The following is a 23,765-nucleotide window of genomic DNA, read 5'->3' on the forward strand; positions in this document are numbered from 1 at the left end:
CCCATGTCAACACTTTCCGCCCGCAATCGGCGCAAGGCCCCCGCCGAGCGTGTCACGGAGATTGCGTTGGCCGCCCGCCAGATCGCCCTGACCGACGGGCTCGCTGCCATCACGGTGCGGGCCGTCGCCTCCCGGGTCGGCGTGACCCCCGCCCTCGTGGCGCACTACCAACCGAGCATGAATGTGCTGGTTGCGGCCACCTTCGGCGCGATCGTTGCGGCGGAGATCGACGAAGTGGCCGCCGAACTCGGCCCGTGCCAGACGTCAGTGGACGCCCTCGGCGTGCTGATCGACACCCTGCTCGGCCCGGAACGCAGCGCGGTCACGGAGATCTGGCTCGATGCCTGGAGCCTCGGGCGCCGCAATCCTGCACTCGCCGCGGAGGTGGGTCGCCAGATGGACGCCTGGCAGGGCTTTCTGGTCGCCCAGTTGCGAGTTGGTGTGGCCCGCGGCGAATTCGTGACTGACGATGCACCCGCCCTGGCCTGGCAGCTGCTCGGCATCATCGACGGCCTCAATGCACATGCCACCGTGCGATACGGCGACGCACGCACCCAGCGCCCACTCATGCGTACCATCGCCGAGCATGAACTCGCTCTGCCGGCCGGCGCGCTGAGTGGCGCCGCCGCCGCTCCCTAACCTGCGGTCGCGCGCTGGACGCCGGCGGCGCTCGCTCGCCGCGCCAGCTCCCGGTCGCCGCGCCAGCTCCCGGTCGCCGCGCCAGCTCTAGGTGCCGCAGCGACCCGCAACGTGCGCGGTGACCACGAGTCGGGCGTGCTCGGGGCCGCGGCTGCAGCGAACGCCAGCGTCGGTGCTGGCCGAACGCCGGGCCCCCGACTACTCCGCGGCGTGCGCCTCCAGGAACGCGTACACCTCGGAGTCGTCGACCCCGGGAAACGTCCCGGACGGCAGCGGCGACAGCACGTGCGCGTGCAGCCGGGCGCTCGGCCAGGCCCGGCCGGCCCAGCGCGCGGCGGCATCCGCGTCGGGGCGGCGGCAGCACGACTCGTCTGGACAGCGGGACACCGTGCGCTGGGTCGTCTCCCGCCCGCGAAACCACTTCGCCTGCGCGAACGGAACGCCGACGCTGATCGAGAATTCGCCGGCATCCGTTGACCCGGTCTGCGTGGCCGACCAGAACGTGCCGGCCGGGGTGTCGGTGTACTGGTAGAACTCGGTGGTGCGGTTGGTGTGGGTGAAGGCGCTGCGGGCACTCCACTGCTTGCAGACGTACTGGCCCTCGATCGACCCGGTGACGTCCACTGGAAACGGCAGGTCGTCGTTCTCGTACCCCTTCTGCAGGGCGCCGTCGCCGTTGACGCGCAGAAAGTGCAGCGTCATGTCGAGGTGGCTGGTGGCAAGGTTGGTCAGCCGCAACGCCGCCGCCTCATGGGTGACGCCGAAGGTGTCGCGAAAGTCCTCGACCGACAGCTCGCGTTCCTGCTTGGCGTTGGCGAGAAAAGCGACGGATGCCTCGCGCGGCATCAAACAGGCCGCCGCGAAATAGTTGATCTCGAGCCTCTGCCACAGGAACTCGGCGTAGCTGCCGGGCCGTTCGTGCCCGAGCAACCGGTGACCCATGGCCTGCAATGCCATCGACCGCAGGCCGTGCCCGCCGGGAATCGAGGCCGGCGGTAGGTAGATACGCCCGTTGGCGAGGTCGGTGACCGACCGGGTGGAGTTGGGCAGGTCATTCACGTAGATCAAACTGAAACCGAGCTGATCAGCCATCACGCTCACCTCGCGGTGGGTGAGGGCGCCGGAGATATGGCCGCTCGCGCGCACCCGTTCCTCGACGAGCTCTTCGATAGCTGGCAGGTAGTTGCCCTGTTCGCGCATACGCTCCCGCAATTCGGTATTGGCGCGGCGGGCCTCCTCCGGGGTGGCAATGGCCTCGCTGGCCCGACGGGACAGCTCGCGGTGCAGGCCGAGCAGTGATTCGATCGCGGGCAGCGGCATCCCCTTGGTCACCTTCACGACCGGCAGGCCGAGGGCACCGTAGAGCGGATTCTTCTGCGCCCGGTCGAGTTCGATTTCGAGCGCCGCCCGATTGTTCGGCGCTTCCCGGCGCAGCAGTTCAGCCAGGTCGACTGACAGTGCGGTCGCCAGTTCTTGCAGCGTCGAGAGTTTCGGCTCCCGGCGGCCGTTCTCGATCAGCGACAGCTGGCTGCCCGCGAGACTGACTCGCTCACCGAGCTGGTCGAGCGTGAGGCCGCGTTCGCTTCGAAAATGGCGGATGCGATGGCCGAGGGTGATCAGATCGGAGGCTTGAGGCGACATTACTTAATAATATCTAAAAAACGCCAGTTCTTAACTAGCAATATCGCCGGTTCTCGTCTCTAGGGAGGGCCATCCTTGGTTTGTGGCCGAAATTATGGCCGTACGCAACGTCAAGTCAGCAACGCAGCCCCGACGTTCCATAAATTTGCACCTACCCGAGCAGTACGGAAAGGCCAGAATATGACTCTCACCAACTCTTCCCTCCAGACCAACGGGGATGCGTACCCGTCACGTACGGGCAGCACCGACCCCAACCTGCAGGCGTGGGTCGATGAGATTGCTCGCCTGACCGAGCCCGACGCCATCGTCTGGTGCGACGGTTCCAAGCGCGAGGCCAACGAGCTGTCCAAACTGCTCGTTGCTTCCGGTCAGCTCATCCGTCTCAACCCGGAATGGCGTCCGAACAGCTTCCTCGCCCGCACCGATCCGAAGGACGTTGCCCGCGTCGAGGGTCGCACCTTCATCTGCTCCAACGATGAAGCGGATGCCGGTCCCACCAACAACTGGGCCGAACCGTCCGCCATGCGCGCCGAACTGCGCGGCGTTTTCGCCGGCAGCATGCGCGGCCGCACCATGTACATCGTGCCGTTCTCGATGGGCCCGCTCGGCGGCCCCATCTCGCAGCTCGGCGTCGAAATCACCGATTCCCCCTACGTGGTGCTCAACATGGGCATCATGACCCGGATGGGCGAGACCGTGCTGACCATGATCGAGGCCGGCGACGCGTGGGTGCACACCGTGCACAGTGTCGGTTACCCGCTCGTCGACGCGTCGGGCATCACCCGTCCCGACGTCGAATGGCCCTGCAACGATGACAAGTACATCGTGCAGTTCCCCGACACCCGCGAGGTCTGGTCCTACGGTTCCGGCTACGGCGGAAACGCCCTACTCTCCAAGAAGTCCTTCGCCCTGCGCATCGCGTCGGTCATGGGCCGCGACGAGGGCTGGCTCGCCGAGCACATGCTGCTCATCAAACTGATCTCCCCGGAAGGCGGCGTGTTCCACGTCGCCGCCGCTTTTCCGTCGGCCTGTGGCAAGACGAACCTGTCGATGCTGCGCCCGACCATCCCCGGCTGGAAGGTCGAGACCATCGGCGACGACATCGCCTGGCTGCGCCAGGGCGAAGACGGCCGTCTCTGGGCGATCAATCCCGAGGCCGGCTTCTTCGGAGTCGCCCCCGGAACCGGTGAAACCACCAACCCGACTGCCGTCTCCACCATGTGGGGCAACACCATCTTCACCAACGTCGCCCTGCGCGACGACGGAGACGTCTGGTGGGAAGGCCTGACCGACAAGGCTCCCGACCACCTGATCGACTGGCAGGGTAAGGACTGGACGCCCGATTCCGGTCGCACCGCCGCCCACCCGAACTCCCGCTTCACCGTTGCAGCCGCCCAGTGCCCGTCGATCGCCGACGACTGGGAAGCAGCCGGTGGGGTGCCGATCGACGCCATCGTCTTCGGCGGCCGTCGCGCGACCAACGTTCCGCTGGTGGCACAGGCCCGCAGCTGGAAGCACGGCGTGTTCATGGGCGCGACGATCTCGTCCGAGAAGACCGCGGCCGCTGACGGCATCGTCGGCGAGCTGCGTCGCGACCCGTTCGCGATGCTCCCGTTCTGCGGCTACAACATGGCCGACTACTGGGGTCACTGGCTCAAGGTCGGCAAGGAGCTCGGCACCAACGCCCCGGCGATCTTCCAGGTGAACTGGTTCCGCAAGGGCCCCGATGGCGGCTTCATCTGGCCCGGATTCGGCGAGAACTCGAGGGTTCTGGAGTGGATGATCCGCCGCATCGAGGGCACGGCCGACGCCGTCGACACCCCGATCGGCCTGCTCCCGGCCGAGGACGGCCTGAACCTCGACGGTCTCGACCTGTCGAAGGAAGCCGTCGACCAGCTCTTCGCGATCGACCAGACCAGCTGGCTCGCCGAGTGCGACCTGACCGAGGAATACTTCGACAAGTTCGGCGACAAGGTTCCGCCGGCCCTGCGTGCTGAGCTCGCCAGCGTGCGGTACCACCTCAAGGACTAATTCCCGCAGCAGGTACGGCCCCGTCCCCCCTGGTGGCGGGGCCGTTCGTGTCTCTCCCGGCGTGCGGTGATTTCCGGGCCCGGGCCCGGAGACTGGGCCCATGATCAATCATGGTCCCGCGTTCCTAAGGTGGGCCCGGCGCCTCACCCCTCCGGTACGTCTACGGTGACGAATTCAGGAAATCCTCCGTGCGGGGTTGCGCCAGGCCGCGACCAGTGCGGCGAAAGCGGAGGCCCGTGGCCGGTTTTCCTGCATTCGCCACGAGTATTCGCTCCGAGGCTGTCACGCGACCGGCACGCGACCGTCATAGGATGCGAGCATGCATGACGACAGCGCACTCGTCGAGGCCCGGCTGAACCGATTCGTTCGCGAACGGCTTCAGCCGGCGATCTATCGGGCTACCGCGCCGCTCACGGTCACGGCCTGGGTGGCACCTGGGGAGCCGGTCTCGTTTGCGGAGGCGGTCTCGCATCCGTTCACGCCGTTTGTCGTGGGCGAGGCGTGGGGTCCACCGTGGGGCACGGTGTGGTTTCACCTGACGGGAACGGTGCCGCCCAAGTGGGCCGGCCTGGCCGAAACCCGCATCGAGGTTGTGCTCGACCTCGGCTTCACGATGGCCGTGCCGGGGTTCCAGGCCGAGGGCAGCGCGTACAGCGCCGACGGCCGCCTGCTCAAGGGCATTGAATCCCTGAACCGCACGGTCGCGGTGACCGATACTCGCATCGACCTCTACATCGAGGCCGCCGCCAACCCCAATATCGCCGCCGACTTCAGCTTCACTCCCACCCCACTGGGCGATCTGGCGACCGCTGGAACCACGCCGCTCTACACACTGCGGCAAGCGGATGTCGCCCTGCGCGACACACAGGCCTGGCACCTTCTGCAGGACGTCATGGCGCTCGACGGCCTGCGCCGCGAGCTGCCCGCTTCGGCACCGCGACGGGCGAAAATTCTGCGCGCCCTGGAACGGTGCCTGGATCTGCTCGACCCGGACGATGTCGGCGGCACGGCTTCGCACGGTCGGGCCGCTCTCGCCGAGGTGCTCGCGAGCCCGGCGAACGCGAGCGCGCACCGGGTGCACGCTGTCGGACACGCACACATCGACAGCGCCTGGCTCTGGCCGGTGCGGGAGACCGTGCGCAAGGTGGCGCGCACGTTCTCCAATGTGCTCGATCTGATCGACCGTCACCCCGACTTCGTGTTCGCGGCCTCGTCGGCGCAGCAGTACGCCTGGCTGCGGGACGGCTACCCGAAGCTATTCGAGCGTGTGCGGCGGGCCGTTCAGGCCGGTAACTTCGTGCCTGCCGGCGGAATGTGGGTTGAATCCGACACGAACATGCCCGGCGGTGAAGCGCTGGCCCGGCAGTTCGTGGCGGGCAAATCGTTTTTCATCAAGGAGTTCGGGGTGGAACCGCTCGAGGTCTGGCTGCCCGATTCGTTCGGCTACTCGGCGGCGCTGCCGCAAATCGTGCGGGCCGCCGGCAGCCGCTGGTTTCTCACCCAGAAACTGTCCTGGAACGACACGAACGTGTTTCCGCACCATAGCTTTCTCTGGGAAGGCCTCGACGGCAGCCGCATCTTCACTCACTTTCCGCCGGTCGCCGACTACAACGCACAGCTGTCCGGGCTCGAACTGGCCCGTGCCGAACGTCTGTACAGCGAAAAGGGTGTCGCGAACACCTCGCTCGTGCCCTTCGGCTGGGGCGACGGCGGCGGTGGACCGACCGAGGAGATGATCGCCGCCGCCCACCGCACCGCGTCGCTCGAGGGGTCGCCGACGGTCGAATTGTCGAGTCCGCGGCGGTTCTTCGAGGCGGCCGAGGCCGAATACGCGGCGCCGCCGGTGTGGTCCGGGGAGCTGTACCTGGAGTTTCACCGCGGCACGCTCACCTCACAGGCCCGCACCAAGCGGGGCAACCGGCGCTGCGAACACCTGCTGCGCGAGGCGGAGTTGTGGGCGACAATGGCCGCGGTGCGAGCCGGGGCGGAGTATCCGCGCGCGGCCCTCGAGAACGCGTGGCAGACGGTGTTGCTGCAACAATTTCACGACATTCTTCCGGGCTCGTCGATCGCGTGGGTTCACCAGCAGGCGGAGTGCGAATATGCGCGGGTCGCTGCGGTGCTCGAGGGGGTGATCGAGGTCGGCGTTCGCGCGTTGTCTGGGCCGGGCAAGGACGCGATCCTGCTGAACGCGGGGCCCTATGCCCAGGAGGGTGTGCCCGCCCTCGGCGGTGTCACCCAGGTTGAGGATTCCCTTCTTGGTGCCACGATCGCACACACCCCCGAGGGCTGGGTGCTGTCGAACGGGGACGTGCGCGTGACCATCGACGCCGACGGTCTCTTCACTTCGATCTACGATCGCCACGCCGACCGCGAGGTCGTACCGCCCGGCGCCAGGGCCAACCTGCTGACCCTGCACCGCGACAACCCCACCCAGTGGGATGCCTGGGACATCGATACCCCCAACGCGCGCCTGTTCGAGGAACTGACCGAGGCCGAATCGGTCGAACAAGTCGAGCTCTCCGCCCTGCCGCCTGGCACGGTCGGGGTGCGTGTCGTGCGCCAATTCGGCGCCTCGACGGTCACCGAAAACGTGACCCTGGCCGGCAAGTCGAGTGCGATCGACCTCGCCTTCAGCATCGACTGGCACGAGCGCCAGAAGCTCTTGCGGCTGAACCTCGCGCTCGATGTCGCCGCTGACCGGGCCGCTTCCGAGATCCAGTTCGGGCATATATTCCGTCCGACGCATGCAAACACCTCGTGGGATGCGGCCCGCTTCGAAACCGTCGCCCACCGCTGGGTGCACGTCGGCGAACCCGGTTTCGGCGTGGCGGTCGCCAACGATTCCACCTACGGGCACGCGATTACCCGCATCGCCTTTGCATCGGAAGCGGATGCCGCACCCCGCGTCGGCACGACCGTGTCGCTCTCCCTGCTGCGCGCGCCGCTCTTTCCCGATCCCACCGCTGACCAGGGTGTTCACAATCTGCGAGTGGCCCTGCGCGTGGGCGCGAGTATTCCCGACGCGGTATATGAGGGCTACAGGCTGAACCTGCCGATCCGCACCGTAACCGGCGTCGGATCCACGCCAATCGAGCCTCTAATCACCGTCGACAACCCTGCCGTCGTGATCGAGGCGGTGAAGCTCGCCGAGGACGGCAGCGGCGACGTCATCGTGCGGGTCTATGAGGCGCACGGTACCCGGGCCCTGGCCCGCGTCATCCGCTCATTCGAGGCGACCGGTATGTTCGAGACCGACCTGCTTGAGCGCCAGGTTGCCTCGGCCGCCGTCGTCGCCGCTGACGGACCCGAACTCACCCTGCGCTTGCGCCCGTTCCAACTCGTGACTCTGCGCTATGCCGGCCCGAGCTAGGCACCGCTCGAGACTCCTGACAGGATGGTGGCATGACGACCGAACAAAACCCGGTGATCCGTGCCTTCGACGCTTACGTGGCGGCGGTGGCTGCTCAGGATGTGGAAGCCTTCGTGGCCCTGTACGACGACGATGTGGCCGTCTTCGATTGCTGGGGGCAGTGGAAATACTCGGGTCTTGATGCCTGGCGGGCAATGGTGACGGACTGGTTCAGAGGCCTCGGAAGAGATACCGAAGAGGTCGTCTTTGCCGATGTGCACACGACGGTCGGCGCCGACCTGGCGTTCGGACACGCGTTTGTGACCTTCACGGCGATCTCCCCGGCCGGCGAGCGCCAGCGTTCACTGTCGAATCGCTTGACGGTCAATCTAGAAAGGCGCAGCGTCAGCTGGAAGATCGTCCACGAACATACTTCGCTGCCCATCGACATGAAAACGGGCCAGGCAATCTTCGGCTAAACCAGCAGTTGGTGCTTGGCCAGGTCTCGGTACAGGGGAGTCGAAACCACGAGCTCGGAGTGGGTGCCGACGCCGACGACCTCGCCGTGGTCGAGCACGACGATCTGGTCACTGTCGACCACGGTTGACAGGCGGTGCGCGATGACGATCAGCGTGCGGTCCGCCGCGACGGCGTCGATGGCCTCGCGCATCATCTGCTCGTTCTTGCCGTCGAGACTCGAGGTGGACTCGTCGAGCAGCAGAATCGGCGGCGCAGCGAGCAGCGCCCGCGCGATCGCAAGCCGCTGGCGCTCGCCACCGGAGAGCTTGACGCCCGATTCGCCGACCGCAGCACCGAGGCCGGCCGGGTCACGGTCGAGGACCTCGCCGAGGTTGACCGCGTGCAGCACGGTGATGCAGTCCTCGTCGGTGGCGTCCGGGGTTGCGAGGGTGAGGTTGTCCCGCAGCGACCCGGCGAGCACCGGGGCGTCCTGCTCGACGTAGCCGATCTGGGCGCGCAGCGCGGCGCGATCCAGCGAGCGGATGTCCAGCCCGCCCAGTCGCACGGTGCCGTCCGAAACGTCGTAGAACCTCTCGATCAGGGCCAGAATCGTGCTCTTGCCCGCCCCGCTCGGCCCGACGAGCGCCGTGCGCAGTCCGCGCGGGGCGGCGAAGGAGACGCCCTTGAGCACCGGCCGGAGGTCCGTTGACGTGGGAGCGGTCTCGATATCGGTGGCGCCGGCATCCGCTTTGCTGGAATCAGGGTCAACCGGAGCGACCGCATAGCCGAAGTGCACGTTCTCGAAGCTGATCGCGGCGGCTTCCGGGCGCACCTTTTCGTTGGCGGCGCCGACCGTCATGGCGAGCGGAGCGATGTCCCGGTCGAACTGGTCCTCGGCGGGCAGATCGATGATCTCCTGGATACGACCGAGCGCGCCGAGCGCCGAGTTGACAGAGGTGATCGCGCCGAAGAACTGGCCGAGCGGCATGATCATCATGAACAGGAAGAGTATGAACGCGACCAGGTCGGCGATGGTGATGGCGTCACTCGCGACCCGAAAGCCGCCGACGCCGAGAACCACCAGAAACGACACCTGCATGGCGATGCCTGCGATCGGTACGACGAGGGCGCTGATCTTGGCGACTTTGATGCCCATGCGCCAGGCACCGCGGGCGTCTTCCTCGATCACCGCGACTTCACGGTCGGTGGCATTGGCGGCGCGCACGGTGCGAATGGCGCTGATGGCGCGTTCGACGCTCGCCGCGAGGTCGCCGACCTTAACCTGGGCGGCCGTGCTGGCGGTGCGGATACGCCGCGACAACAGGGTGACGGTGACCACTGATACTGCGATCACGAGAACGGTCAGGCCGAGCAGCACCGGGTCGATGATGAGCATCGCCACGAGTGCGCCGATGAAGGTGAGCGAGCCGCCGATCGCTTCGACCAGGCCCTGGGTGAGCACCGCGCGCAGCAGGGTGGTGTCGCTGCCGACCCGGGAGACGAGGTCTCCGGTGCGGCGGGCGTCGAATTCGCTGATAGGTAGGCGCAGCAATCGCCCGACCAATTTGCGTCGGCTGGAGAGCACGACGCCCTCGCCGGTGCGCTGCAGCAGATAGTGCTGGTAACCGCTGATCAGCCCGGAAATGACCACAAGGGCAATCAGCACACCAACGAGTGACCCGAGTGGGTCATTCGCCTGCACGATCGTGATGACCTGGCTCACGAGCAGCGGCTGGGCCAGGCTCGCGGCGGCGCCCAGCACGCTCAGCACGATGACGACGCTGAGCACCTTTTTGTGCTCGAACAGGTAGGGCAGCAACTGGCTGAACGTGGCGCGGGGACCGGCGGGAACGGGGCGGCCCCGTCGGCCGCGCGGCGGCTTCGACGTGGGCGTGGAAGCGGATGCAGCAGCAGATTCGGGCACACGGGTAGCGGTAGTCACCAGAGAATCGTAGCCGCCGAAGATGCGAACTATCCCCAGTGTCACCGGTGCGGTCTAGGTTAGAACTGTGCCAGAGCCTGTCATCGCCACCCAGAATCTCGTCAAGAGCTATCAGGTCAAAAGCTCGAGCGATTTCGTCGCCGTCGACGGCATCAGCTTTGAGGTTGCGCCGGGGGAGTCTTTCGGGCTGCTCGGGCCCAACGGCGCCGGTAAATCCACGACGATGCGCATGATCGGTGCGGTCTCCACCCGTACGGGCGGCGACCTGACGGTGCTCGGCCTCGACCCCAATCGGTATGGCCCCGAGATTCGCTCCCAGCTCGGCGTCGTTCCGCAGGAGAACAACCTCGACATGGAACTCAAGGTGCGGGAGAACCTGCTGGTCTACGGCCGCTACTTCGGGCTGCCGCGCGCTCGGGTGGCCCGTCGGGCCGACGAACTGCTCGAGTTCGCGCAGCTCGCCGACAAGGCCACGGCCAAGGTCGACGACCTCTCCGGTGGCATGAAGCGTCGCCTCACCATCGCCCGGGCGCTCATCAACGACCCGCGCATCCTGCTGCTCGACGAACCGACCACCGGGCTCGACCCGCAGGCACGCCACATTCTCTGGGACCGCCTGTTCCGCTTGAAAGAGCAGGGCACGACGCTGCTCCTCACCACCCACTACATGGACGAAGCCGAGCAGCTTTGCGACCGCCTCGTCGTGGTCGACAAGGGGCGCATCATGGCAGAGGGGTCCCCGGCCGACCTCATTCGCCGGTACTCCTCGCGCGAAGTACTCGAGGTGCGGTTCGGGTCCACCCAAAATTCCGAGGTCGCCGGCCGTCTCGAGGGCTATGGTGAGCGGGTCGACGTGCTGCCCGACCGCATCCTGGTCTACAGCGACAGCGGCGAGAACGAATTGGAGCGGATGACCGCGGCTGGCCTCCACCCGATCACCAGCCTCGTGCGTCGCTCCAGCCTGGAAGATGTGTTCCTGCGGCTCACCGGCCGAAACCTGATCGAATGAGCACGCTTTCCGACAACACGAGCGACGGCATCCGCTCTGATGCGCTCGCGGCGGCGGTCGCTCAGGCCGCGCGTACCCGCCGCTACGGCTCCTGGTACGTGGCCGAACACCGATTTCGGGTGATGCGGTCGTATGCGCAAACCGTATTGTTCACGGCAATCGGCAGCCCGCTGGTTTACCTCTACGCCATGGGGGTGGGCCTGGCGAGCCTGGTCGACGGCAATCTCGGCGACGACGCCGTGAACGGGGTGAGCTACCTCGCCTTTCTCGCCCCGGCGTTGCTCGGGAGCAGTGCGATCGCGGTCGCATCCGAAGAGTTCACCTACCCGATCATGCTCGGATTCAAGTGGAACCCCACCTTCTTCGGCATGAATGCGAGCTCGATTCAGCCCGGCCAGATCATCAACGGCATCGTCATCTCGGTCGCGGCGCGCATGCTGCTCACCTGCGCCATCTTCTACATCTTCATGCTGGTCTTCGGGGCGGTACCCGGGCTGCTCGGGTTCGTTGCCGTGCTCGTGGCGCTGCTCACCGGCCTGGCCTTTGGGGCGCTCGTGATGGCCTACACGGCCACCCTCAAGGACGACACGGGGCAGCTCGCCATGGTGCAGCGCTTCATCATTTTGCCGATGACCCTGTTCTCCGGCACGTTCTTTCCCCTCGACGTTTTGCCGCCGTACCTGCAGTGGATCGGCTGGATCTCGCCACTCTGGCACGGCACCGAACTCTCTCGAGTCTTCGCCTACGGTATGCCGGAGCCGATCTGGTTGAGCCTCGTGCACGCGCTCTATCTCGCTGCGCTGCTGGCCATCGGCTGGATCTGGGCTCGCCGCCTCACGGCCGACAGGCTGAACAAGTGACCGGGCCGCAGCTGTCTCCGTCGACGATCGCGGCGGGCGTTCGTCCGCCGCGGGCGTTGGGCAGTTTGTATGCCGGAAACGCGCGCAGTGTGATGGCGCGCGGCTGGCGGGCCACCCGCAGCACCAACTCGCTCGTCGTGCTGAGCGGCTTCGTCGAGCCCATCTTCTACCTGTTGTCGATGGGTGTCGGCCTCGGGGCATTGATCGGGCAGGTGCAGACCGCCGACGGCACCCAGGTGCCGTACGCGGCGTTCATCGCCCCGGCCCTGCTCGCCGTCGCCGCGATGAACGGCGCGATCTACGACTCGACCTGGAACGTGTTCTTCAAGATGCAGTTCGCCAAGCTCTATGAGGGGATGCTGTCGACCTCGCTCGGCCCGCTCGACGTTGCGCTCGGCGAGATCTCGCTTGCCCTGTTGCGCGGGCTGCTCTACGCGACCGGATTCATGCTCGTGATGCAGGCGCTTGGCCTGAACCTGTCCTGGTGGGCGCTGCTCGCCCTACCCGCCGTGTTACTCATCGCGTTCGGATTCGCAAGCGTTGGCATGGCGGTCACGAGTTACATGAAGACGTTTCAGCAGATGGACTGGATCAACTTCGTGCTGCTGCCGATGTTTTTGTTCTCGGCCACGTTCTACCCGCTGAGTGTCTACCCGCAGGGAATCCAATATGTGATCCAGGCGCTGCCGCTCTGGCACGGCGTGGAGTTGGTGCGGGCCCTGACCACCGGCCAGGTCAACCTTGGGCTGCTTTGGCACGTGCTCTACTACGCCGTGATGATCGTGGTTGGCCTGTTCGCGACCACCCGCCGCCTCAAAGCCCTCTTCCTGAACTGACAACGCTCCCCCCACGCCGAGCGTGAGGGGAGCGGATGCCGTACCGAGAGAATTCAGCGGTGCAGGTCTAGATCCTTGGTTTCGCGGCTCAGGATAAGCGCGATCAGGGTGATGACACCCATTACCGAGAGGTAGATGCCGACCCAGAACGGGCTGCCCTCGCCGATCGTCCAGAGCCAGACGGCGATGAACGGGGCGACGGCGGCACCCAGAATGGAGCTCATGTTGTAGGCGAACGCAGAGCCGGTGTAGCGCACATTCGTCGGGAACAGCTCCGGCAGCAGTGCGCCCATCGGGCCGAAGGTCATGCCCATGAGCGAGAAGCCCACGATGAGGAAAAGCATCACGCTGAGGTCACCGGCACCGAGCAACGGTACGAAGAGGAACCCGAACACGATGATGAACAGGGTCACGATGATGAGCGTCTTGCGACGTCCGTGCTTATCCGCCCAGGGTCCGGAGGCGAGGGTGAAGATTCCGAAGAACACTACGCCGAGAATCATCATGAGAATGAAACTGTTGTAGGTGAAGCCGAGCCCGGGAACCTCGGCATCGGTGGCGGCACGACCGTAGCTCAGAGTGAAGGTGGTCATCAGGTAGAACAGCACGTAGGTGGCCAGCATGATGAACGTGCCGAGGATGAGTTCGCGCCAGTTGCTCTTGAACACGGCCGCGAGCGGCAGCTTCTCAACCCTGTCAGCCTTGACGACCTTGGTGAAGACGTCACTTTCCACCAGGCGCAGACGCACCCAGAGTCCGACGATGACCATCACGGCCGAGAACAGGAAAGGCACGCGCCAGGCCCACTCGAGGAACGCCTCAGACGGACGGGTCGGGTCGGTCGACGGCAGCGCGAGGGCGAGGGCGAGGCCGAGGAACAGGCCGTTGGCAATGATGAAGCCGAGCGGGGCGCCGACCTGCGGGAAGGTGCCGTACCAGGCGCGCTTGCCGACCGGAGCGTTCTCTGTTGCAACCAGCGCCGCGCCGCTCCACTCCCCGCCGAGGGCGAAGCCCTGGGCGAGGCGCAGGATGACGAGCATCAGCGGTGCCCACCAGCCGATCATGGCGTAGGTCGGCAGCAGGCCGATCAAAAAGGTCGCGATTCCCATCGTGAGCAGCGCGCCGACCAGGGTGGCCTTGCGTCCCTTGCGGTCACCGAAGTGGCCGAAGAACAGCGCGCCGATCGGGCGGGCCACCATTGCGGCGCCGAAGACGGCGAAGGAGGCCAGCAGGGCCGTCGTTTCGTTGCCGGTGGGAAAGAACAGGTGCGGGAAGACCAGCACTGCGGCCGTCGCGTAGACGTAGAAGTCGTAGAACTCAATGGTTGTGCCGATGAGGCTCGCCATGATGACGCGGCTCTTCGGATTCAGCGGGGTGGTCGGCGTCGAAACTGACGCTGTGGATGTTGACATGAGGGTGGAACGCTCCGGTGGGATGGCTGGGCGCCGACGAAACCCGCAAGTCGATCAGACTTCCCGCGGAAGCGTTTACGCACGAATAGTGGTGTGGCCGCGTGTAGAGGTCACAAAATACCTTAGCCCGCTTTCGCGCAGTTACTTCCAGAGCACCGCGATGGCTACGTTGGCCAGGGTCAGGGCGCCAATGGCCCAGAGCACGAGCGATGACACGGCAGGCTTCTTGCGGTTGACGATCACGAGCACGGTGATCACAATGAGCACGACCAGCTTGACGCCGATTTTGGCATTGTCGATGTGGCCGAGCGAACCCATCTCGATGATGCCGACGAGCAGCACGCCGGTGACCAGCTGGGTCAGAGCACCGTGGAACATCGCGGCGACGACGGTGCCCTTGCCGGCAATGATCGGCTTGATCTGCACGAGAAAGCCGCCGAGCAGTGAGGCGAGGCCGACGAAGTGCAAAATGAGCAGAATATTGCGTAGAAGGTCCATGCGTTCAGCCTATGGCACCACAAATTACCCGATGTGCCCGCGCAGCTCCCTCAACACGAGAGCGGTAGCGAGGGCAGCGGATGCCGCCTCCTCACCCTTGTCCTCCTTCGAACCGGGCAATCCGGCCCGGTCGAGGCCCTGCTGCTCGTCGTCCAGCGTCAAGACGCCGAAGCCCACGGGCTTGCCGGCGTCGAGGGCGACGCGAGTGAGGCCATCCGTTGCGGCGTTGGAGACGAACTCGAAGTGGGGGGTGCCGCCGCGAATGATCACGCCGAGTGCCACGACCGCGTCGGCCCCGTTTTCGAGGGCGACCTTGCAGGCGACGGGCAGTTCGAAGCTGCCCGGAACGCGCACGAGCGTGAATTCAGCTCCGCTCGCTTCGAGCACTCGGGTCGCGCCGGCGATGAGGCCATCGGTGATGCCGGTGTGCCACAGACCGGCCACGATGATGATCCGCAGGCCGCGCCCGTCAACGCTGATTGTGGGTCCGGTTCCAGCCATTAGGCGATTCCGTTCATGATTTCGATGTTGGAAATGTGGTGACCCATTCGGTCCCGTTTGGTGGCGACGTACTCCTCGTTGAACTCGCCGATACCCACGACGAGCGGCACCCGTTCGGACACGGCGACGCCGTGTAGTTCGAGCTGACGCACCTTCTCCGGGTTGTTGGTGAGCAGCCGCACCGACTGCAGACCCAGATCGTGCAGGATGCTGGTGGCCGCGCCATAATCGCGGCTGTCGCCGGGCAATCCCAGCGCGAGGTTGGCGTCGAGCGTGTCGAGGCCGTCTTCCTGCAGCTCGTACGCGCGCAGCTTGTTGATGAGGCCGATGCCCCGCCCCTCCTGCCCGCGTAGGTAGACGACGACGCCCCCTCCCGCCTGGATGATGTCGAGGGAAGCGTCGAGCTGCGGTCCGCACTCGCACTTGAGCGAGCCGAACGCTTCGCCGGTGAGGCACTCGGAGTGCACCCGCACAATGGCGCCATTGACCGGGGTTCCGGCGACGAAAGCGACGTGGTCGGCACCGGTGGAGCGGTCCCGGTAGGCGCGCACCCGGAAGGCCCCGTGCCGGGTGGGCACCGTGGTCTCCACCTCGAAGTCCACCCGCGGCGCCTCGATGATGGGGGCGATGGTCGGCAGGGCTTCGTTCGGGTGGAACTCGTCCAGGTAGCTGATCAGGTCCTTGATCGTGATGACGAGCAGCCCCTCGCGCACACCGAGTTCGAGGAGGCCGGGCAGACGCATCATCTCGCCGTCCTCGGCGACGATCTCGGCGATCGCGGCGACCGGAACCAGGCCGGCCAGTTTCATGAGGTCGACACCAGCTTCGGTGTGGCCGCCGCGCTCGCGCACGCCGCCGTCGCGGGCCCGCAGCGGCAGGATATGGCCGGGGCGGTGCAGGCTGGCCGGGGCAGACTGCGGGTCGGCCAGCACCCGCAGGGTGTGCGCGCGGTCGGCGGCACTGATACCGGTCGACAGCCGGTCGGCGGCATCGACACTCACCGTGTAGTTGGTGCCGAGTGGGTCCTCGTTGTTGAGCACCATCACCGGCAGGTCGAGCTGGTCGGCGATCTCGTTGGTCATCGGCGCGCAGATGAATCCGGAGGAGTAGCGCACGGTCCAGGCAATCCACTCCTGCGTGGCCAGCTGGGCGGAGATGATGACATCGCCCTCGTTTTCGCGGCCCTCGTCGTCGGCGACGATGACCGGTCGGCCGAGGCGCAGGGCGTCGAGTGCGGAGGGAATATCGGCCAGGCTCATGATGCGCTCCTTGTTGCTGATTCGGGCTGGAAATTGTGGGTGGCGAGGGCCAGCATCCGTTCGACGTGTCGGGCCAGAATGTCGGTCTCGATGTTGACCCGGTCGCCGACGGCGCGTTCGCCGAGTGTCGTGGCGGTGAGGGTCTCCGGAATGAGCGACACCTCGAACCATTGGTTCACATCGGTGGCCGGGCTGATGTTGCTCACGGTGAGGGAGACGCCGTCGATGGCGATCGACCCCTTGCCGACCACGAGCGGCGCCAGCTCGGCGCTGAGGCTGAACCGCAGCACCCGCCAGGCCTCACCGGGGGTGACGGTGAGAACGGTGCTCGTGCCGTCGATGTGGCCCTGCACGATGTGGCCGCCGAGTCGTCCGCCCACGAGGGCGGCTCGTTCGAGGTTGACCGTGGAGCCGACTCTGGCGTCAGACAGGGTCGACATCGACAGGGTCTGCGCCATCACATCCGCGGTGAACGTGTCGGAGGTGCGTTCGACGACGGTGAGGCAGACGCCTGCTACGGCGATGGAGTCGCCTCGCAGCGCCCCGTCGACCACGAGTGGGCCGCGGATGGTGAGGCGGGCGGCATCCGCTGTGGTCTCGATGCGCTCGATCTGGCCGAGCTCCTCGATGATTCCGGTGAACATGGGTTCCTTAGGGTGTGAGCGGTCGGGCCACGATGAGAACATCGTCGCCGAGGCGGTCGAGGGAATGAATAGAAAGGCGGCGCTGCTCACCGATTGCGGCGACACCGATGTCCGTGAGGGCCAGGCGCGGGCCGCCGATCAGGGTCGGCGCGAGGTAGACGAGGTATTCGTCGACGAGCCCGGCGCCCACGAACGCGCTCGCCACGGTTGGGCCGCCCTCGATGAATACGCTGCGTATGGCGCGTTTGTGCAGGTCGGACAGGAGGCCCGACAGGTCGAGGCCGTCGAAGAACAGCGGGTGCTGCGGGTGCGCAAACAGGGAAGCGGATGCCGGCGCCTCACGTCGCCCGACCACCACGGGCACGGGCTGTCGGGCGAGGAGCCCACCGTCGGTGTCGCGCGCGGTCAAGGCGGGGTCATCGGCGAGAACGGTGCCGGTGCCCACCAGGATCGCATCGCTGGCGCTACGACGTCGGTGCACGTCGAGGCGAGCTTCGGCGCCGGTGATCCAGCGGCTGGAGCCGTCGGCGGCGGCGGCCCGACCATCGAGGCTCGATGCCCATTTGAGCGTGACGAACGGCCGACCGAGGCGGGCTGCGACGAGCCAGTCGCCAAGAAAGGCCTCGCCGACATCGTCGAGGAGTCCGCCCTGCACCTCGATGCCGGCGGCGCGCAGCCGATCGGCCCCGCCGCAGGAGTGCTCGCCCGGGTCGGTCACCGAGTACACGACGCGAGCCACGCCGGCGTCGATCAGGGCCTCTGCGCAGGGACCGGTGCGGCCGACATGGTTGCACGGTTCGAGCGTGACAACGACGGTGCTTCCGCGAGCGGCGCCGGCGTCGAGCTGTGCGAGGGCGTCGACCTCCGCGTGCAGGCTGCCGGCACCACGGTGCCACCCTTCCGCGAGGGTCTCGCCGTTGGCGTTCAGGATGACGCAACCCACCCGCGGGTTGACTCCGGTGGCGGGGCCCTGGGCGGCCAGTTCGAGGGCGCGGAGCAAGGCGCTCTGCAGACCCACGTTCACCGCCGCGTTGTTGGTCATCCCGCCCTCATCCGTGTCGGACGAGCTCCGGGGGTGTGGGTGTGCATCATCATGCCTAAAACCCGTCGGTCGACCGCAGGTGCCAACCAACTCGTGCGCCTCCCGTCCGGACTTTGACCGTCGGTGCTGGAGTTTCACCAGCTCAACCGTCGGTCCCTCGTGACAGGGGCTAACGGGTCGCGGACTTTAACCGCCGGTTCGGAATTACACCGACCCCGGAGCACGTGTAGTACTTCTAGTTATAGTGCAACAGCCTGCGAGCCGTGGTATTCCGTTCAATATCCGATCAGTTTGCCTCGACCAGGGCGCGGGCTGTGCTCTCGTCGACGAACAGGTCGGTGATGAGGTGCGCGGCCAGGGCACCGCGGAGGCTCGCGAGCTTGGAACGGCCGGCCACGACGCAGATGCGGCGCGGGGTGCGGCGCAGCACGGTGAAGTCCGGGCCGGTGGAGCGTTCGTTCATGGCGATATCGTCGGCTGAACCGTCGGCGCGGTAGAACACTGTCGCAACGTCGCCGACCACGCCAGCCGCGCTGAGGGCGTCGAATTCGGCCTGCTCGAGGTAGCCACCGGCGTAGACCCGGCTGATCACGCCGGAGAACGGAGAACCCAAGCCGAACAGGGCGATATCCATGATTGACTGCATATCGATCAGTCGGCTGATGCTGCGCTCACCCCACAGCGCCTGCTTGGTCGCCGGGTCGTCGAAGAAGGCCGGCACCGGAAACTGCTGCACGTGCGCGCCGAAGGCCGTTCCGAAACGGCCGAGAATCTCACTCGCGTAGCCGAGACCGGTCGTACGCATGTTTCCCGCCCCATTGAGCTGCACGATCTGCGAGTTGTGCGTCTGCTTGGGCGTCACGTGTCGGCTGATCGCGTTCATGGTGGATCCCCAGGCGATACCCATGGTCATGTTCGAATCGAAGTACTGGCCGAGAATTCGTGCAACAGACAGGGCGACACGCTCGAGCCGATCGACATCGCTAGCGCTGTCCGGAACCGGAACGACGTGCGCCGTGATCTGGAATCGAGCTTCGATCTGCTGCTCGAGGTGGCTCGGGGCATCCAGCGGGGACTTGATTTGTATGTCGACCAGGCCGGTCTCTCGAGCGTGGCTGAGCAGGCGGGAAACGGACGAACGGGAGGTATGCAGCTCCTGTGCGATGGCATCCATCGTGAGGTCCTGCATGTAGTACAGGTGGGCCGCAGTGAGGGCGTCACGGCTGCGATCGGACTGCACGGGATCGAGATCGAAGGTCACGGCGCTCCTTGCACGTATGTTCAATCCGGTTGAGAAATTGTGTCGGACTGTCAGACTGAATCTATTCACATGGCTTGCCGAGTGCAAGCCCGAGACAGAGGTGACAACAATGTCGTTCTTAAACTCACAGACTTCAACCGCGATCTCCGCTCATCCGAACGCTCAGGTTCTCATCATCGGCGCCGGCATCAATGGCATCGCCACCTTCCGCGATCTGGCCCTGCAGGGCGTCGACGTGGTCATCGTCGAGAAGAACGACTACGTCTCGGGTGCATCATCGGCGAGCTCACACATGATCCACGGCGGAGTGCGTTACCTCGAAAACGGCGAATTCCGCCTGGTCAAGGAATCGGTGACCGAGCGCAACAGCCTGCTGAAGATCGCGCCGCATTACGTGAAGCCCCTGCAGACCACGATTCCCATCTTCTCCACCTTCTCCGGCGTCATGGCCGCGCCGCTGCGGTTTCTCACCCACAAGCAGGGCAAGAAGCACGTCGAACGTGGTGCCATGCTCATCAAGCTCGGCATGATGATCTACGACTCCTTCTCCCGCGATGGTGGAACGGTGCCGCGCCACGAGTTCAAAGGCCGTACCAAGGCCCTTGCCGCGCTTCCCCTGCTCAACCCCGGACTCAAATACACGGCCACCTACTACGACGCCGCCATGCACGACCCTGAGCGCCTCGCCCTCGACGTACTGCGCGACGGCCTCGACGCCGGCCCGCATGCCCGCGCCGCCAACTACGTCGAAGCCGCCGGAATGGACGAGAACGGCGTGCTGCTGCGCAATACGATCACCGGCGAAGAATTCCGATTCCAAGCGGACGTCGTCGTCAACACGAGCGGTCCTTGGACTGACCTCACCAATGACGCCCTCGGCCAGCCGAGCACGTTCATGGGCGGCACCAAGGGCTCACACATTGTGCTCGATAACCCCGAGCTGCTCGCGGCGACCGGCGGCCGCGAGATCTTCTTCGAGCACGAAGACGGTCGCATCGTGTTGATCTACCCGCTCAAGGGCCGCGTTCTGGTCGGTACCACCGACCTCGAGCACGACATGAGCAAGCCGATTCGCTGCACCGAACCGGAGACCGATTACTTCTTCGATTTGGTCGCGCACGTTTTCCCAACGGTGAAGGTCGATCGTTCGCACATCGTTTTCCGCTTTGCCGGTGTGCGTCCGTTGCCCCGCCACGACGATGAGGCCCCCGGTTTCGTCTCCCGCGACTACCGCATCGAGTCTCGTCCGCTGCCCCGTGCCGGTGTCGAGGACGGCACCCTGCTCAGCCTGGTCGGAGGCAAATGGACCACGTTCCGTGCCCTGGCCGAAAACCTGAGCACCGACATTCTGAAGCTGCTCGGCCTGCCGCGCACCGTCTCCACCGAGGGCCTCGCCATCGGTGGCGGGCGCAACTTCCCCGCTACGGATGCCACCCACCAGGTTTGGGTCACCGCCCACGGCGACGAGGTCGGCACCGACCGCGCCGCAGCCCTGCTCGCCCGGTACGGAACGCGGGCCAGCGAGGTCATCGAGTTCTTGACCGACCCAAGCGGTCCGGCGGATGCCCCGCTCCAGCACAACGCGGCCTACAGCCGACGCGAGATCGAGTTTCTGGCATCGACCGAGAGCGTCGTGCGCCTGATCGACGTGCTGCTGCGCCGTACCAGCATGGCCTTCGTCGGTGCCGTGACCACCCCGCTGATCGAAGAGCTAGCCCTCGTCGTCGCCCCGGTGCTCGGCTGGAACGCAGAACGCCGGGCCGAAGAAATCGAGCTGGCCCGCGGCATCCTGATCGACGTGCACGGGGTCGACCTCGCTGCCGTCGGTGAGGCCGCCGTCCTCGTCGCTTGACCCCCGTCCAGGGCTGACGATTGCCGACAATCTGCACGAACGTGCAGTGAAAACCGGCTTGCGTCAGCCCGCGCGCCGATACGTTTTAGACACTACGCACGACAGCCGCACTCGACAACAAGGTCGAGTCGGTGAACAGCATCACCCCATCTGAAAGGTCAATGTGGACAATCTCGGTGTCGTCTTTATGTCAGAGGTCGTGGGAACGGCCATCCTCGTTCTGCTCGGCTGTGGCGTTGTCGCCAACGTGGCCCTCGCCAAGAACAAGGGTTTCGGCGGCGGCTTTCTCATGGTCACGATTGGCTGGGGCCTTGCGGTCTACGCCGGTGTGATCGCCGCCTACAACTCCGGTGCCCACCTGAACCCGGCCGTCACCCTCGGTCTCGTCGCGAGCGGGGCCGACACCTTCGGTTCGGGCGTGCCGGTCAATGTCGTATCGACGCTGACCTATATCGGCGGCCAGATGATCGGTGCCTTCCTCGGCGCCGTCGTGGTGTGGCTCGCCTACAAGCAGCACTTCGACCAGGAGCCGGAAGCCGCCAACAAGCTCGGCGTCTTCTCCACCGGGCCGGCTATCCGCTCCTACGGCTGGAACCTCGTCACCGAGATCATCGGCACCTTCGTGCTCGTCTTCGTCGTCATCGGTTTCGGCCGCAATGGCGACGGCGGCGGTCTGGCCGCGCTCGGCGCCCTGCCGGTGGCCCTGCTCGTGATCGCCATCGGCGCCTCACTCGGAGGGCCCACCGGCTACGCGATCAACCCGGCCCGTGACCTCGGACCCCGCATCGCGCACTTCCTGCTGCCGATCAAGGGCAAGGGCGGCAGTGACTGGTCCTATTCCTGGGTACCGGTCGTCGGCCCCATTATCGGTGGCGTGCTCGCCGGTGCCTCGTCGGGAGTGCTGCTACCCATCCTGGGCTAAAGCATTCGACGTATTCTGCAGCATCCGCTTTAAACTTAGCTATTCCACCTGGAACAACAAAGGAGTTACACATGGCCAAGTACGTTCTCGCCATCGACCAGGGAACCACGAGCTCCCGAGCGATCGTGTTCGACAAGGCAGGGTCGATCATTTCGACCGGCCAGCTCGAGCACCAACAGATTCTGCCGCAGGCCGGCTGGGTCGAGCATGACCCGAAGGAAATCTGGGACAACACCCGTGAGGCCATCGGCCAGGCGCTGTCCAAGGCGAACATCACCCGCCACGATATCGAGGCCGTCGGCATCACCAACCAGCGCGAAACCGCTGTCGTCTGGGACAAGAACACCGGCGTACCCGTCTACAACGCCATTGTCTGGCAGGACACCCGCACGCAGTCGATCGTCGATCGCCTGGCAGCGGATGGCGGCGTCGAACGTTTCAAGGACAAGGTCGGCCTGCCGCTGGCCACCTACTTCTCCGGCACCAAGATCGTCTGGATCCTCGAAAACGTTGAGGGTGCCCGCGCCAAAGCGGATGCCGGCGACCTTTTGTTCGGCACCACCGACTCCTGGGTGCTGTGGAATCTCACCGGCGGCATCGAGGGCGGCGTGCACGCGACCGACGTCACCAACGCGAGCCGCACCATGTTCATGGACCTTGAGACCCTGCAGTGGGACGACGAGATCCTCGCCATCTTCGACGTGCCGAAGTCGATGCTGCCCGAGATCAAGTCCTCCTCCGAGGTTTACGGCATCGCGAGCGGGCACAGCCTGCTGCGCGAGGTGCCGATCGCCGGCATCCTCGGCGACCAGCAGGCCGCGACCTTCGGCCAGGCCGCCTTCGATCAGGGCGAGGCGAAGAACACCTACGGCACCGGTAACTTTCTGATCTTCAACACCGGCACCGAGATCATTCACTCCAAGAACGGCCTGCTCACCACCGTGGGCTACAAGCTCGGCGACGCCCCCGTGCACTATGCGCTCGAGGGATCGATCGCGGTCACCGGCTCGCTCGTGCAGTGGATGCGCGACCAGCTTGGCATCATCAAGAACGCCTCCGAGATCGAAGACCTCGCCAAGACGGTCAAGGACAACGGCGGAGCCTACTTCGTACCGGCGTTCTCCGGCCTGTTCGCACCGTATTGGCGTTCCGATGCGCGCGGTGCCCTCGTGGGACTCACCCGCTACGTGAACAAGGGCCACATTGCCCGTGCCGCGCTCGAAGCCATCGCGTACCAGACCCGCGAGGTACTCGACGCGGTCAACGCAGACTCCGGCGTGCCGCTGACCGAACTCAAGGTCGACGGCGGCGCCACGGCGAACGACCTGCTCATGCAGTTCCAGGCCGACATCATCGGCGTTCCCGTCGTGCGTCCGGTCGTCGCCGAGACCACCGCCCTCGGCGCAGCGTATGCGGCCGGACTCGCTGTCGGCTTCTGGAGCGGCCTCGACGACCTGCGCGCCAACTGGCAGGAAGACTCCCGCTGGGAGCCGTCCATGGACCCGGAGGAGGCCGCCCGCCTGCTGCGCAACTGGAAGAAGGCCGTCACGAAGACCCTGGACTGGGTAGACGAAGACGTGCGCTAGTTCTTGCCCATCCTGTGTA

General features: G+C 65.8%; 19 protein-coding genes and 1 riboswitch. Of the genes, 10 read left to right on the plus strand and 9 right to left on the minus strand.

Annotated elements, in window-relative coordinates:
• Positions 1-3: 3 nt before the first annotated feature.
• On the plus strand, positions 4-639 hold the full coding sequence (locus tag QMF22_RS02320; RefSeq protein WP_283449942.1) for a TetR/AcrR family transcriptional regulator: 636 nt from the start codon (positions 4-6) through the stop codon (positions 637-639).
• 198 nt (positions 640-837) lie between these two features.
• On the opposite strand, the gene QMF22_RS02325 is transcribed toward QMF22_RS02320, so the two are convergent.
• Complete coding sequence (locus tag QMF22_RS02325; protein ID WP_283449945.1) at positions 838-2,280, minus strand: helix-turn-helix domain-containing protein; 1,443 nt, start codon at positions 2,278-2,280, stop codon at positions 838-840.
• Positions 2,281-2,460: 180 nt separating this feature from the next.
• Here QMF22_RS02325 and QMF22_RS02330 point away from each other — a divergent pair, with 180 nt between their 5' ends.
• From QMF22_RS02330 to QMF22_RS02340, 3 genes are all read left to right on the plus strand, one after another.
• Positions 2,461-4,311 (plus strand): phosphoenolpyruvate carboxykinase (GTP), encoded by a 1,851-nt coding sequence (locus QMF22_RS02330; RefSeq protein ID WP_283449947.1) that lies wholly within the window; start codon positions 2,461-2,463, stop codon positions 4,309-4,311.
• Positions 4,312-4,630: 319 nt separating this feature from the next.
• On the plus strand, positions 4,631-7,684 hold the full coding sequence (locus tag QMF22_RS02335; RefSeq protein WP_283449949.1) for an alpha-mannosidase: 3,054 nt from the start codon (positions 4,631-4,633) through the stop codon (positions 7,682-7,684).
• A gap of 32 nt (positions 7,685-7,716) precedes the next feature.
• Positions 7,717-8,142 carry a YybH family protein gene (locus QMF22_RS02340; RefSeq protein ID WP_283449951.1) on the plus strand — a complete coding sequence of 142 codons (426 nt, stop codon included), beginning with the start codon at positions 7,717-7,719 and terminating at the stop codon, positions 8,140-8,142.
• On the opposite strand, the gene QMF22_RS02345 is transcribed toward QMF22_RS02340, so the two are convergent.
• Complete coding sequence (locus tag QMF22_RS02345) at positions 8,139-10,064, minus strand: ABC transporter ATP-binding protein (protein WP_502846894.1); 1,926 nt, start codon at positions 10,062-10,064, stop codon at positions 8,139-8,141. The two genes, QMF22_RS02340 and QMF22_RS02345, sit on opposite strands and share 4 nt — an antisense overlap.
• A 67-nt stretch (positions 10,065-10,131) precedes the next feature.
• On the opposite strand from QMF22_RS02345, the gene QMF22_RS02350 reads away from it, so the two are divergent.
• The 3 genes from QMF22_RS02350 to QMF22_RS02360 are packed head-to-tail and all read left to right on the plus strand — an operon-like array spanning position 10,132 to position 12,769.
• Entirely contained in the window at positions 10,132-11,073 is a 942-nt protein-coding gene (locus QMF22_RS02350; RefSeq protein ID WP_283449953.1) for an ABC transporter ATP-binding protein, read from the plus strand.
• Complete coding sequence (locus tag QMF22_RS02355; RefSeq protein ID WP_283449955.1) at positions 11,070-11,933, plus strand: ABC transporter permease; 864 nt, start codon at positions 11,070-11,072, stop codon at positions 11,931-11,933. Before QMF22_RS02350 ends, QMF22_RS02355 begins: the two co-directional genes overlap by 4 nt.
• An 11-nt stretch (positions 11,934-11,944) precedes the next feature.
• Positions 11,945-12,769, plus strand: coding sequence for an ABC transporter permease (locus QMF22_RS02360; RefSeq protein WP_283450731.1), 825 nt, complete (start codon positions 11,945-11,947; stop codon positions 12,767-12,769).
• A gap of 53 nt (positions 12,770-12,822) precedes the next feature.
• Here the strand turns inward: QMF22_RS02360 and QMF22_RS02365 are convergent, their stop codons facing one another.
• The 7 genes from QMF22_RS02365 to QMF22_RS02395 all read right to left on the minus strand — a co-directional run bounded on the left by QMF22_RS02365 (position 12,823) and on the right by QMF22_RS02395 (position 19,314).
• Positions 12,823-14,181: an MFS transporter gene (locus QMF22_RS02365; protein ID WP_283449957.1), complete on the minus strand. Its 1,359-nt coding sequence runs from the start codon at positions 14,179-14,181 to the stop codon at positions 12,823-12,825.
• Positions 14,182-14,322: 141 nt separating this feature from the next.
• Positions 14,323-14,679 carry a hypothetical protein gene (locus QMF22_RS02370; protein WP_283449959.1) on the minus strand — a complete coding sequence of 119 codons (357 nt, stop codon included), beginning with the start codon at positions 14,677-14,679 and terminating at the stop codon, positions 14,323-14,325.
• A gap of 24 nt (positions 14,680-14,703) precedes the next feature.
• On the minus strand, positions 14,704-15,180 hold the full coding sequence (gene ribH, locus QMF22_RS02375) for a 6,7-dimethyl-8-ribityllumazine synthase (protein WP_283449961.1): 477 nt from the start codon (positions 15,178-15,180) through the stop codon (positions 14,704-14,706).
• The gene (ribB, locus tag QMF22_RS02380; RefSeq protein WP_283449964.1) at positions 15,180-16,439 is read right to left on the minus strand and encodes a 3,4-dihydroxy-2-butanone-4-phosphate synthase; all 1,260 of its coding nucleotides are present in this window, start codon (positions 16,437-16,439) and stop codon (positions 15,180-15,182) included. The genes ribH and ribB overlap by 1 nt, the downstream gene beginning before the upstream one ends.
• Positions 16,436-17,083 carry a riboflavin synthase gene (locus QMF22_RS02385; protein WP_283449967.1) on the minus strand — a complete coding sequence of 216 codons (648 nt, stop codon included), beginning with the start codon at positions 17,081-17,083 and terminating at the stop codon, positions 16,436-16,438. Before QMF22_RS02385 ends, ribB begins: the two co-directional genes overlap by 4 nt.
• A gap of 7 nt (positions 17,084-17,090) precedes the next feature.
• Positions 17,091-18,125 carry a bifunctional diaminohydroxyphosphoribosylaminopyrimidine deaminase/5-amino-6-(5-phosphoribosylamino)uracil reductase RibD gene (gene ribD, locus QMF22_RS02390; protein WP_283449969.1) on the minus strand — a complete coding sequence of 345 codons (1,035 nt, stop codon included), beginning with the start codon at positions 18,123-18,125 and terminating at the stop codon, positions 17,091-17,093.
• Between the two features lie 90 nt (positions 18,126-18,215).
• Positions 18,216-18,352, minus strand: a riboswitch (FMN riboswitch).
• A gap of 59 nt (positions 18,353-18,411) precedes the next feature.
• The gene (locus QMF22_RS02395; protein WP_283450732.1) at positions 18,412-19,314 is read right to left on the minus strand and encodes a sugar-binding transcriptional regulator; all 903 of its coding nucleotides are present in this window, start codon (positions 19,312-19,314) and stop codon (positions 18,412-18,414) included.
• A 181-nt stretch (positions 19,315-19,495) separates the two neighbouring features.
• Between QMF22_RS02395 and QMF22_RS02400 the strand changes: the two genes are divergently transcribed.
• The 3 genes from QMF22_RS02400 (at position 19,496) to glpK (ending at position 23,746) form a co-directional block, all read left to right on the plus strand.
• Entirely contained in the window at positions 19,496-21,238 is a 1,743-nt protein-coding gene (locus QMF22_RS02400) for a glycerol-3-phosphate dehydrogenase/oxidase (RefSeq protein ID WP_283449971.1), read from the plus strand.
• Positions 21,239-21,425: 187 nt separating this feature from the next.
• Positions 21,426-22,160, plus strand: a complete 735-nt coding sequence (locus QMF22_RS02405) for an MIP/aquaporin family protein (protein ID WP_283449973.1) — start codon at positions 21,426-21,428, stop codon at positions 22,158-22,160.
• Positions 22,161-22,231: 71 nt separating this feature from the next.
• Positions 22,232-23,746, plus strand: coding sequence for a glycerol kinase GlpK (gene glpK, locus QMF22_RS02410; protein ID WP_283449975.1), 1,515 nt, complete (start codon positions 22,232-22,234; stop codon positions 23,744-23,746).
• Positions 23,747-23,765 lie beyond the last annotated feature (19 nt).

Origin of the sequence: Cryobacterium sp. PH31-L1 (assembly GCF_030063145.1) — a bacterium.
In the GTDB taxonomy this organism is placed as follows: Bacteria; Actinomycetota; Actinomycetes; order Actinomycetales; family Microbacteriaceae; genus Cryobacterium.

Bases quoted from the DNA above. Each gene is read 5' to 3' on its own strand.
- QMF22_RS02400 (WP_283449971.1), top strand. From the start codon at position 19,496: ATGTCGTTCTTAAACTCACAGACTTCAACCGCGATCTCCGCTCATCCG.
- QMF22_RS02405 (WP_283449973.1), top strand. From the start codon at position 21,426: ATGTCAGAGGTCGTGGGAACGGCCATCCTCGTTCTGCTCGGCTGTGGC.
- QMF22_RS02340 (WP_283449951.1), top strand. From the start codon at position 7,717: ATGACGACCGAACAAAACCCGGTGATCCGTGCCTTCGACGCTTACGTG.
- QMF22_RS02395 (WP_283450732.1), bottom strand. From the start codon at position 19,314: ATGCAGGACCTCACGATGGATGCCATCGCACAGGAGCTGCATACCTCC.
- QMF22_RS02370 (WP_283449959.1), bottom strand. From the start codon at position 14,679: ATGGACCTTCTACGCAATATTCTGCTCATTTTGCACTTCGTCGGCCTC.
- QMF22_RS02365 (WP_283449957.1), bottom strand. From the start codon at position 14,181: ATGTCAACATCCACAGCGTCAGTTTCGACGCCGACCACCCCGCTGAAT.
- ribD (WP_283449969.1), bottom strand. From the start codon at position 18,125: ATGACCAACAACGCGGCGGTGAACGTGGGTCTGCAGAGCGCCTTGCTC.
- QMF22_RS02330 (WP_283449947.1), top strand. From the start codon at position 2,461: ATGACTCTCACCAACTCTTCCCTCCAGACCAACGGGGATGCGTACCCG.
- QMF22_RS02355 (WP_283449955.1), top strand. From the start codon at position 11,070: ATGAGCACGCTTTCCGACAACACGAGCGACGGCATCCGCTCTGATGCG.
- QMF22_RS02320 (WP_283449942.1), top strand. From the start codon at position 4: ATGTCAACACTTTCCGCCCGCAATCGGCGCAAGGCCCCCGCCGAGCGT.
- QMF22_RS02335 (WP_283449949.1), top strand. From the start codon at position 4,631: ATGCATGACGACAGCGCACTCGTCGAGGCCCGGCTGAACCGATTCGTT.
- ribB (WP_283449964.1), bottom strand. From the start codon at position 16,439: ATGAGCCTGGCCGATATTCCCTCCGCACTCGACGCCCTGCGCCTCGGC.
- QMF22_RS02325 (WP_283449945.1), bottom strand. From the start codon at position 2,280: ATGTCGCCTCAAGCCTCCGATCTGATCACCCTCGGCCATCGCATCCGC.
- QMF22_RS02385 (WP_283449967.1), bottom strand. From the start codon at position 17,083: ATGTTCACCGGAATCATCGAGGAGCTCGGCCAGATCGAGCGCATCGAG.
- glpK (WP_283449975.1), top strand. From the start codon at position 22,232: ATGGCCAAGTACGTTCTCGCCATCGACCAGGGAACCACGAGCTCCCGA.
- ribH (WP_283449961.1), bottom strand. From the start codon at position 15,180: ATGGCTGGAACCGGACCCACAATCAGCGTTGACGGGCGCGGCCTGCGG.